At 45.8% G+C, this 7,574-nt stretch carries 8 protein-coding genes; 3 read left to right on the top strand and 5 right to left on the bottom strand.

Annotation, left to right across the window (positions count from 1 at the left end):
* Positions 1-53 precede the first annotated feature (53 nt).
* Positions 54-1,229: a glycosyl hydrolase gene (locus tag JZU62_RS01320; protein WP_295011167.1), complete on the top strand. Its 1,176-nt coding sequence runs from the start codon at positions 54-56 to the stop codon at positions 1,227-1,229.
* Positions 1,226-2,188 carry a lipopolysaccharide heptosyltransferase II gene (gene waaF, locus JZU62_RS01315; RefSeq protein ID WP_295011165.1) on the top strand — a complete coding sequence of 321 codons (963 nt, stop codon included), beginning with the start codon at positions 1,226-1,228 and terminating at the stop codon, positions 2,186-2,188. The genes JZU62_RS01320 and waaF overlap by 4 nt, the downstream gene beginning before the upstream one ends.
* On the opposite strand, the gene JZU62_RS01310 is transcribed toward waaF, so the two are convergent.
* Genes JZU62_RS01310 through rfaD form a run of 3 tightly spaced genes read right to left on the bottom strand, consistent with a single transcriptional unit; the run spans position 2,177 to position 5,201 of the window.
* A complete protein-coding gene (locus tag JZU62_RS01310; protein ID WP_295011163.1) occupies positions 2,177-2,767 on the bottom strand; it encodes a YfaZ family outer membrane protein in 591 nt (196 codons plus the stop codon). The genes waaF and JZU62_RS01310 overlap by 12 nt on opposite strands.
* The gene (gene rfaE1 / locus JZU62_RS01305; RefSeq protein WP_295011161.1) at positions 2,761-4,194 is read right to left on the bottom strand and encodes a D-glycero-beta-D-manno-heptose-7-phosphate kinase; all 1,434 of its coding nucleotides are present in this window, start codon (positions 4,192-4,194) and stop codon (positions 2,761-2,763) included. Before rfaE1 ends, JZU62_RS01310 begins: the two co-directional genes overlap by 7 nt.
* Entirely contained in the window at positions 4,191-5,201 is a 1,011-nt protein-coding gene (rfaD, locus tag JZU62_RS01300) for an ADP-glyceromanno-heptose 6-epimerase (RefSeq protein ID WP_295011159.1), read from the bottom strand. The genes rfaE1 and rfaD overlap by 4 nt, the downstream gene beginning before the upstream one ends.
* 122 nt (positions 5,202-5,323) lie before the next feature.
* On the opposite strand from rfaD, the gene JZU62_RS01295 reads away from it, so the two are divergent.
* Entirely contained in the window at positions 5,324-5,620 is a 297-nt protein-coding gene (locus tag JZU62_RS01295) for a c-type cytochrome (RefSeq protein ID WP_295011157.1), read from the top strand.
* Positions 5,621-5,662: 42 nt separating this feature from the next.
* Here the strand turns inward: JZU62_RS01295 and ccoS are convergent, their stop codons facing one another.
* Both ccoS and JZU62_RS01285 read right to left on the bottom strand, forming a co-directional pair.
* Entirely contained in the window at positions 5,663-5,866 is a 204-nt protein-coding gene (gene ccoS / locus JZU62_RS01290; RefSeq protein ID WP_295011155.1) for a cbb3-type cytochrome oxidase assembly protein CcoS, read from the bottom strand.
* Positions 5,867-5,879: 13 nt separating this feature from the next.
* On the bottom strand, positions 5,880-7,574 hold a 1,695-nt coding region (locus JZU62_RS01285; protein ID WP_295011153.1), incomplete at its 5' end, for a cation-translocating P-type ATPase.

The following is a 7,574-nucleotide window of genomic DNA, read 5'->3' as shown; positions in this document are numbered from 1 at the left end:
TATTGCCCTTGTTTTAATGCGGTTATTTTACCCAATATCGCTATAATCTCACCATGAAACAACCGTTTGCTTGGGATCATTACTCCGATCAGCCCGCCATTATCCGAGATCGTGCACTTAAGCGGCAAATGCGCCGTAGTGCCCTCCCATCACTCATGAAAACGTTTTTGATTGCCCTCATAACCTTACCGATAGCCTTTTTGTTGACCCCTTTTGCGCAACGTCGCACGATTACTGGAAAAGAGTTCTTCGGAATGGGGGTCAATCTGGATAAAGAACCCAACACGACCCCCTATCTGCTCGAAGAGTTAGGTATTCAAAAACTCCTCATCCGTATTCCTCTGTGGGAGATGGATCGGTTGCATGAATACGTCGCCTTTATTCGCTCGTTTTCAGGTAAACAGATCACCGTTGTCCTCCTTCAAGATCGCGAACACATCACCAGCCCCGATATGAGCAGGGATCATTTCATTCAGATTTTTGAAGCGCTCGAAGAGGTATGCGAAACCTATGTCATCGGTTCAACCATCAACCGCGCGAAATGGGGATTCTTCAGTGTCAACGAATATCTCGATTTTTACGGCGTCGCGTATGAGTTGAAAAAAACACGCTTTACCCACCTCAAGCTCATCGGCTCGAACGTCATCGATTTCGAGTACCATTTTAGTGCCCACACCCTCTTTAATCTTGCAAGAATACGCTTTGATGCACTAGGGAGCCTCCTCTATGTGGATCGTCGCGGTGCACCTGAAAACACCCAACTGGGATTCAACCTAATGGGAAAAATCAATCTCCTATACTCGTTGATGACACTAAGTTCTAAAACCACCAATGAGCTCATCATCACCGAAACCAACTGGCCGATTAAAAACACCGCCCCTTACGCCCCCACCAGTGAGCATGAATGTGTTAGTGAAGAGGATTATGCCGCTTTCATGGTGCGCTATCATCTCCTTAGCTTTGCTTCTCAGAAAGTGAGCTGTGTTTATTGGCATCAGCTCATTGCCCCCGGCTATGGTTTGATCGATAACCGCGAAGGAATTATCCGAAAACGGAGTGCATTTGAGGCGTACCGCATAATGAAGAGCCACTTCGGAGATGCAGAGTTTATGAGTTTCTCTCTCAACGCCGATGAGTACCGGCTCATTTGTGCAACCCCACGCGGTGAACTGCACGTCACATGGACGCTTACCTCGGCACCAATTTACACCTACAAGGCTCAATCGTGAAAATACTGATCATACTCCCCAACTGGCTCGGCGATGCGGTGATGGCAACCCCTTCTATCGAAGCGCTTTGCAGTATCTACCCTGAAGCTGAACTAACCTTGGTAGGCTCCTATGTGAGTATCGAAGCGCTCAAATACCATCCGCAATGCAAACGTCACTACGTCGATGAGACAAAAAAGGGGGGCAATCGCTTTCTCAACACCTATCGATTCGCAAAAGAGTTAGGAGCACACGATATGGCAATCACCTTTCGCAATCAGCTCCACTCTTCGCTTCTCCTCTTTTGGAGCACTACACCCATCACGGCTGGACGTCGCAGCTGGCACTCAAATTTCTTGCTCACACATGCGATCAAATCCAACCACCCCTCTCATCTGGTAGAGCAATACCGTGACATCGCCCAAAGCCTCAGCTCAGTTCCACTTGAGATTGGAAATCTAAACATACATATTCCTCCGCACCGATACTTGCGCCCGACACTCGGAATTAACCCAGGAGCAACGTATGGGAGTGCCAAACGGTGGTATCCCGAAAAGTTTGCCGAAGTGGCACGCCACTACGCGGATGGATACGACATACTCCTCTTCGGTGGACCTAACGAGGTGGGGATGGCGAACGAGATCGAATCACACCTTAAAGGGATCAAAGTTACCAATTTTGCAGGAAAAACGACCATACCTGAACTGTGCAGTTTTATCGGAGGCTTGAATCTCTTTATCACTAACGATAGCGGTCCAATGCACGTAGCGGCAGCGTATCAGGTACCGACCGTTACGATATTCGGACCAACACGCTTCACTGAAACGTGCCAATGGATGAATGAAAAAAGTGTGATTGTACGACACGATATGAAATGTACACCGTGTATGAAGCGTGAGTGCCCGCTAGGGCATCATGAGTGTATGAAGAGTATCACCTCTACCGAGGTGATTGAGGCAATAAAAAGATTAAAAGTCTAATCTCATCCCAAAATACCACGCATCGTTATAGGTCACATTTCGTGTTTTCAAATCGGTATCAATCATACGGTATCCTACACCGATTCGGGCGTTCTCAATAGGTTCAATATCTAAACCGATTCGGGTTTCCATATAGCTATCCCCCTCTTTAAACGTCAGAGCCGATGGGGCATAATAAAACGCGCCATTTAGATAGAACGGAAACGGCGTATTAATCGGTAGCTGTAATTCCGCTTCAAAGCCTAATGGAATTGCTCCATATCCATCTCCATCAATTTTAGTAAATTCACCTTTTACCCCGAGCCCCACTTTTAGTCCCGGAACGCCACGTACCGGCTCCATCACCATAAACGATACCTCCATCAACGGATCGGGATCATTGATCGTTTTAGAATTATTTTTATCTCCATTCAAAAATCGAGCTCCGATATAAGCATTTTTCATTGCGTTACCCATTCGCCCCATATCAAGCCGCATTTCACCGCCGACCTCTTTATCATTAACATTGACACCTACTTGATGTGCCGCATACAAAGATGATGCACTCACCAAAAGGGTTAAAATTATTTTTTTCAGCATGTTGTTCCTTTATTAATTCTCTTAATGGTAGCCGTAGTACTTTTCCCGTCTACAAACTGTACCAGCCGTAATTCTTTAGCAAATTCGGCTCCAACGACACTTTTACCTTCGTAATCGCCCCCCTTGACCAAAATATCAGGGGCAATATTTTTGATCAATTCATGCGGCGTCTCTTCGCTAAATACGACAACATAATCGACCGATTCGAGCGCAGCTAAAATATAGGCACGATCGGCTTCACTATTGACAGGGCGAGTTGGTCCTTTGAGCTCCCTGACAGAACTATCTGAATTGAGTCCGACGAACAATACATCCCCATAACTTTTTGCCTCTTGTAGGTATTTGACATGACCAACATGAAGAATATCGAAACAGCCGTTGGTAAAGACAACCTTTTTTCCCTCTTTTTTAAGTCGCTCTGAGAGAAGATATATATCTTCTCTACTTTTGATGTGCATATCAGACGTGCTCTGATGCAGACTCGACTCATACTCCTCGATCTCACCCAGCGTTACGGTCGCAGAGCCGATTTTACCAACGACAACGGCCGCCGCATGATTTGCAAACGGTGCGGCTTCATCGATACTAAGTCCCGAACTAAGAGCAAAGGAGAGAGAGGCGATCACCGTGTCCCCCGCTCCCGTTACATCATAAACCTCTTTTGCCACCGTCGGAAAACGACGCATCGATTCATCGAATATCGCGATACCATCTTCCGAGAGAGTAATCATCGAACACTCTAAATCGCACGTCTCTTTGAGACTCAGCAGTGCTTTTTTCAGACTCTCATCGTCGCTGATCACAATTCCTGTCGCTTCAGAAGCCTCTTTTTTGTTGGGAGTCAGAAGATAGGCTCCCCGATATTTTCGGTAATCTTTTCCTTTGGGATCAACAAGTACTTTTTTTCCCGCTCGCTTCGCTGCGGTAATAACTCCGAGTGCAACCGCGTCGGTTATCACCCCTTTTCCATAATCGGAGAGGATAACGATATCACATCTCTCCAGCACGCTTTCCACATAAGCCGTAATTGCCGTTTCACTGGTGATATCTATCGCCTCTTTCGATTCTTTGTCATAACGTAAAATCTGCTGATTAGAGGCAATAACACGGCTTTTTTTCGAGGTTTTTCTACCCATTTGAACAACAAGTCCTTCATTAAAAGCACCGATGGATGAAAGCATTGTTTTAAGCTCTCCTCCAATCTCATCATCACCGATAACTCCTGCAACGCTAACCTTTGCCCCCAAAGCGACAAGATTATTGATGACATTCCCCGCCCCTCCGAGCACCGTCGTCTCTCGCGCGATATCGACCACCTGCACCGGAGCCTCAGGGGAGATACGTTCACATCCCCCCCACAAATAATGATCAATCATCAAATCACCGATCACGAGGATGTGCGGGTGGGAATTATGGAGTGACTTCATGAGAGCTCCTGCTCAAATAACCGTTTGATCTCGCTAACGTATGCCGCAATCCCCTCTTCAAATTCAAAACGAGGCTGATAACCCAAAACAGCCTTCGTCGTTTCAATATCGGCTTCGGTATGAAACTGATACCGTCCAACATACGGATTAGGGATATATTCGCATTCAAACGATGTTCCGAGTTCACGTTGAAGAATATCGACCATCGATTGAAACGACCTTGCTTTACCCGTACCGACATTAAACACGCCGGACTCTTTCGGATGCATTGCAAGGATATTTGCTTGAATGATGTCCTCGATATAGATGAAATCACGCAAGATTTGATCCGAGTTTTCAAAAAGCTTCGGATTCTTCCCCGCAAGGAGTTGATGTCCAAACTGCACCACCATCGACGAGGTTTTATTTTTGAAAAACTCCCTAGGGCCGTAGACATTAAAATAGCGCAACCCTACGATACTGATATGATCATGTTTTTGAGTGTATTGATGCGCCAAATGATCCATCATCAGCTTGGAAAAACCATACACGTTCTGAGGAGCTTCCCGCCCTACCCGTTGAGGAGAGGGAGCGTCACCGTACGTAGCACCCGACGAGGCATAAATCATGTTAGCACCATGGGCAACCGCAATATCGAGAAGGTCTTTAAACGCATTAACATTAGTTTGGATCATCAAATCCTGTTCCAATGCCGTCGTATCCGAAATCGCCGCTTCATGAAAGATATAGTCAAATTTATAGTTTTGTGCCAACGTATTTAAAAGTACTTTGTCATTAATATCGCCGCTGATCACTTCTCCCTGAAACCCGAGAAGATTTTTAAAATGACCGAAACTTTTGAGGTTACCGTTGGAGAGGGTCAAATTGGAGCGAAAAAGATCCAATACAACAATATGAGCCTGTGGATAATGCTCCTGAAAATAAAAAGCGAGGTTAGAGCCGATAAAACCGGCCCCTCCCGTAATCAAAATGGTTTTAGTATTTAAATTAACGTCACTGTAGCACATAAAAAATCCTCACTTAAGGTAGTAGCATATTGTAACAAACTCTTTATTAAAGGTTAAACAGTTAGAGTGCTTTAAGATTGCTAAGACTATAATGGTGGCGAAATTTTAAATGGAGAAAACAAATGAAAAAAATTGCTCTTGCAATGTTATTTGCTGGTGTATCTTTGATGGCTGCTGATGGAAAAGCTCTTTCAGCAAAATGTGCTGCCTGTCATGGCGCTTCTTTCGAAAAAGCCGCTCTTGGTAAATCAGCGATCGTAAAAGGTCAATCAGCTGCTACTATCGAAGCTTCTTTGAAAGCATACAAAGCTGGTACACAAAACAAAGCTGGTATGGGTGCATTGATGAAAGGTCAAGTAGCTACTATGTCAGATGCTGATATGAAAGCTCTTGCTTCTTACGTAGCAGGTATTAAATAATACCGCGCTCACCGCATCTGCGGTGAGTCTCTCTTCTACATTTTATTCTGGTCGATACTCTTCTTTTTTACGTTGTTGGTTAGCCGCATCGTTTAGTTCAGCCTCATCATCATACTGTACTTGATTCATCATTTTGGTCTCATCGTCAAACTGCCCGTTTTTGATTCCCCATAAAAAAGCGCTCAACGCAATAGCACCCAAAAAAAGTGATGCACCGAGCATCATCGCGATTACCCAAGAATCCATAATTACCTACCTTTTATTTATACATCCAACGTACTCGCATCGAGTTTCCGACGACGAGAAGCGAACTAAACGACATCGAAATTGCCGCAATAAGTGGAATCACATACCCCATCATCGCCAGTGGAATTGTAATAGAGTTATAGACCAACGAAATGCCGAGATTCTGTTTAATCAATCCGTATGTTTTACGGCTTATCCCAAATGCTTCGGAAAGTGAAGTAAGCGAATCGTTCATCAACACCACATCGCTCACTTCAATGGCAATATCACTCCCATTTCCCATTGCAATAGCAATATCCGCCACCGCAAGTGCGAGAAGATCATTTACACCATCCCCTGCCATTACCACAATGTGCCCCTCACTATGGGCTTGCTCAATAAAGGCCGCTTTCCCCTCAGGGGTGAGATGAGCGTGCACCTCATCGATCCCAACCTCGTGAGCGACTCTCACGGCTGCCGCCTCATGATCCCCCGTCAGCATAACAACACATAAATTACCGTTTTTCAGTGCAGCTATCGACTCGTATGCACGCTCTTTTGGAAGGTCGCGCAGTTCATAGGTCGCGACCAGTCTGTTATCAACCGCATAGTAAAAAAGACTTTTATCACTCACTGAATCGACAGATAGTCCCAACTCTTCCATCAACAGTGCATTCCCTCCTGCGATCATACTACCGTTAGATCGTCCGACCATTCCGCGAGCAGGAATTTCACGCGCCTCTTCAATACTACCCGCATCTATAGACGCTTCCGTGCGATCTAGATACTCCATCACACCACGACTAATCGGATGCTTCGAAGAGGAGACGAGCGTATGTAATGCCCCCGTATCAAAAGGCTCATGAATCGTGGCATAGACGACTTCGGGACGCCCTTGGGTGATAGTTCCCGTTTTATCAAGTACCACCATCGTTGCCTTTGCCATCGTCTCGATCTGTGCCGCCGATTTAAAGAGGATTCCTCTCTTCGCCCCCAACGCCAACCCTACCAAAGTCGCCACCGGAGTTGCAAGGGCAAGCGCACACGGACACGCGATGATAATAACCGAGATTCCTACCATGAGAGAGCGATCAAAGCTGTGCGGCCAAAAATACCATCCCCAGAATGTCGCAATCGCTAAAAAGAGGATGGTGGAGGAGAAGTGCTGAGAGAGCCGATTCGCCAACTGCTCAATGGAGGGTTTCTGAGCCATCGCATTCTCTAAAAGGTTGACGAGATTCGAGAGAGTTGAGTGGGCGAAATCTTTGGTCGCTCGATAATGGATCAGAGCATCGATGCTCGTCGTCCCACTGATTATTTTGTCCCCAATGCGTTTAAATATCGGCTCCGATTCTCCCGTGAGATTGGATTCATCAAAACTCCCCTCTCCCGAAATTACTTCACCATCAATCGCTGATCGTTCACCGCTTCGGATCACAATCACGTCACCCTCTTTGACCTCATTAACATCGACGGAGCGAATAGATTCCCCATCCACAATACTCACTTCACGCGGAATATGTTTGCCGATAATGTCGAGGGTATCCGCCGCATTTTTACGGCTAAGGACTTCGAGAAATTTCCCGAAAAGGACAAACGTGATAATCATCGCCACCGAATCGAAATAGGCTTCCCCTTTTTCAAACACCGTGATATAAATAGAATAAAGATAGGCGAGACTTGAACCCGTAACGACGAGTAAATCCATCGTAATCGATTTATTTCGAAG

The organism is Sulfuricurvum sp. (assembly GCF_019163035.1).
Classification (GTDB): Bacteria; Campylobacterota; Campylobacteria; order Campylobacterales; family Sulfurimonadaceae; genus Sulfuricurvum.
The sequence above is the reverse complement of the archived record's forward strand: the minus strand, read 5'-3'. Positions and strand labels throughout refer to the sequence as shown.